Here is a 2,500-nt window from a genome sequence, read left to right as displayed (position 1 = left end):
AGGGGATGACTTGTGGCTAGGAGTGAAAGGCTAATCAAACTCGGAGATAGCTGGTTCTCCTCGAAAGCTATTTAGGTAGCGCCTCGTGTATCACCCTGGGGGGTAGAGCACTGTTTGGGCTAGGGGGTCATCCCGACTTACCAACCCCATGCAAACTCCGAATACCCAGGAGTGCGATCACGGGAGACACACGGCGGGTGCTAACGTCCGTCGTGGAGAGGGCAACAACCCAGACCGCCAGCTAAGGTCCCAAAGTTACAGTTAAGTGGGAAACGATGTGGGAAGGCTTAGACAGCTAGGAGGTTGGCTTAGAAGCAGCCATCCTTTAAAGAAAGCGTAATAGCTCACTAGTCGAGTCGGCCTGCGCGGAAGATTTAACGGGGCTCAAACTGTACACCGAAGCTGCGGATATCTTTTAGATATGGTAGAGGAGCGTTCTGTAAGCTGATGAAGCTCAATTGAGAAGTTGGGTGGAGGTATCAGAAGTGCGAATGCTGACATGAGTAACGACAAAGGGGGTGAAAAACCCCCTCGCCGGAAGACCAAGGGTTCCTGCGCAACGTTAATCGGCGCAGGGTGAGTCGGCCCCTAAGGCGAGGCTGAGAAGCGTAGTCGATGGGAAACAGGTTAATATTCCTGTACTTGTATATATTGCGATGGGGAGACGGAGAAAGCTAAACCAGCATGGCGACGGTTGTCCATGTTTAAGGTTGTAGGCTGAGGACTTAGGCAAATCCGGGTCCTTAAGGCTGAGAACTGATGACGAGATCTCTTTTAGAGATTGAAGTGGTTGATGCTCTGCTTCCAGGAAAAACCTCTAAGCTTCAGATATATAGGAACCGTACCCCAAACCGACACAGGTGGTCAGGTAGAGAATACCAAGGCGCTTGAGAGAACTCGGGTGAAGGAACTAGGCAAAATGGTACCGTAACTTCGGGAGAAGGTACGCCGATTTTGGTGATCAGACTTGCTCTGTAAGCTGAGGTCGGCCGAAGATACCAGTTGGCTGCGACTGTTTATTAAAAACACAGTACTCTGCAAACACGAAAGTGGACGTATAGGGTATGACACCTGCCCGGTGCCGGAAGGTTAATTGATGGGGTTAGCGTATGCGAAGCTCTTGATCGAAGCCCCGGTAAACGGCGGCCGTAACTATAACGGTCCTAAGGTAGCGAAATTCCTTGTCGGGTAAGTTCCGACCTGCACGAATGGTGTAACGATGGCCAAGCTGTCTCCACCCGAGACTCAGTGAAATTGAAATCGCTGTTAAGATGCAGCGTATCCGCGGCTAGACGGAAAGACCCCGTGAACCTTTACTATAGCTTCACAGTGAACTTTGAACCTATTTGTGTAGGATAGGTGGGAGGCTTTGAAACCAGGTCGCTAGATCTGGTGGAGCCATCCTTGAAATACCACCCTGGTATGTTTGAGGTTCTAACTCGGGTCCCTTATCGGGATCGAGGACACTGTGTGGTGGGTAGTTTGACTGGGGCGGTCTCCTCCCAAAGAGTAACGGAGGAGCACGAAGGTGCGCTAAGCATGGTCGGACATCATGCGGTTAGTGTAATGGCATAAGCGCGCTTAACTGCGAGACAGACACGTCGAGCAGGTACGAAAGTAGGTCATAGTGATCCGGTGGTTCTGTATGGAAGGGCCATCGCTCAACGGATAAAAGGTACTCCGGGGATAACAGGCTGATACCGCCCAAGAGTTCACATCGACGGCGGTGTTTGGCACCTCGATGTCGGCTCATCACATCCTGGGGCTGAAGCCGGTCCCAAGGGTATGGCTGTTCGCCATTTAAAGTGGTACGCGAGCTGGGTTTAGAACGTCGTGAGACAGTTCGGTCCCTATCTGCCGTGGACGTTGGAAAATTGAGAAGAGCTGCTCCTAGTACGAGAGGACCGGAGTGGACGAACCCCTGGTGTTCGGGTTGTGTCGCCAGACGCATTGCCCGGTAGCTACGTTCGGACAGGATAACCGCTGAAAGCATCTAAGCGGGAAGCCCCCTTCAAGATAAGTTTTCCCTGGGAATTTAATTCCCCTAAAGAGCCGTTAAAGACTATGACGTTGATAGGCTGGGTGTGTAAGTGCGGTAACGTATTGAGCTAACCAGTACTAATTGCTCGTGAGGCTTAACTATATAACGCCCAAGTGGTTTTATAGTGAATGATTATTCGTACAACGACGGGTAACGCAAATTGGATATGAGTCTTCGTTAGACAGCAGAGATTAAATTAGCTATTACTTGCTATTGTTAAAGACGCAGAATTAAGTGTTGTTGATGAAGTATCAGCAACCGAAGTTTTGCCTGACGACCATAGAGCTTTGGAACCACCTGATCCCATCCCGAACTCAGAAGTGAAACGAAGCATCGCCGATGGTAGTGTGGGAGGTCCCATGTGAGAGTAGGTCATCGTCAGGCTTCTATTAGAAACCCCAGTAGGTCATCCTGCTGGGGTTTTTTATTGCCTGGAAGAAAGTATTGTAAGTAACTCAC

General features: G+C 50.3%; 2 rRNA genes (1 of these 2 cut by a window edge). Both read left to right on the top strand.

What is annotated here, in order from left to right:
• Window positions 1–2,143 (top strand): 23S ribosomal RNA (locus A3729_RS09425) (it extends 740 nt beyond the left edge of the window).
• A 167-nt stretch (window positions 2,144–2,310) separates the two neighbouring features.
• Window positions 2,311–2,425: ribosomal RNA gene (rrf, locus tag A3729_RS09420) — 5S ribosomal RNA — on the top strand.
• Window positions 2,426–2,500: the final 75 nt, after the last annotated feature.

Source organism: Oleiphilus sp. HI0043 (assembly GCF_001634935.1).
This window is presented reverse-complemented; position numbering and strand designations above follow the sequence as displayed.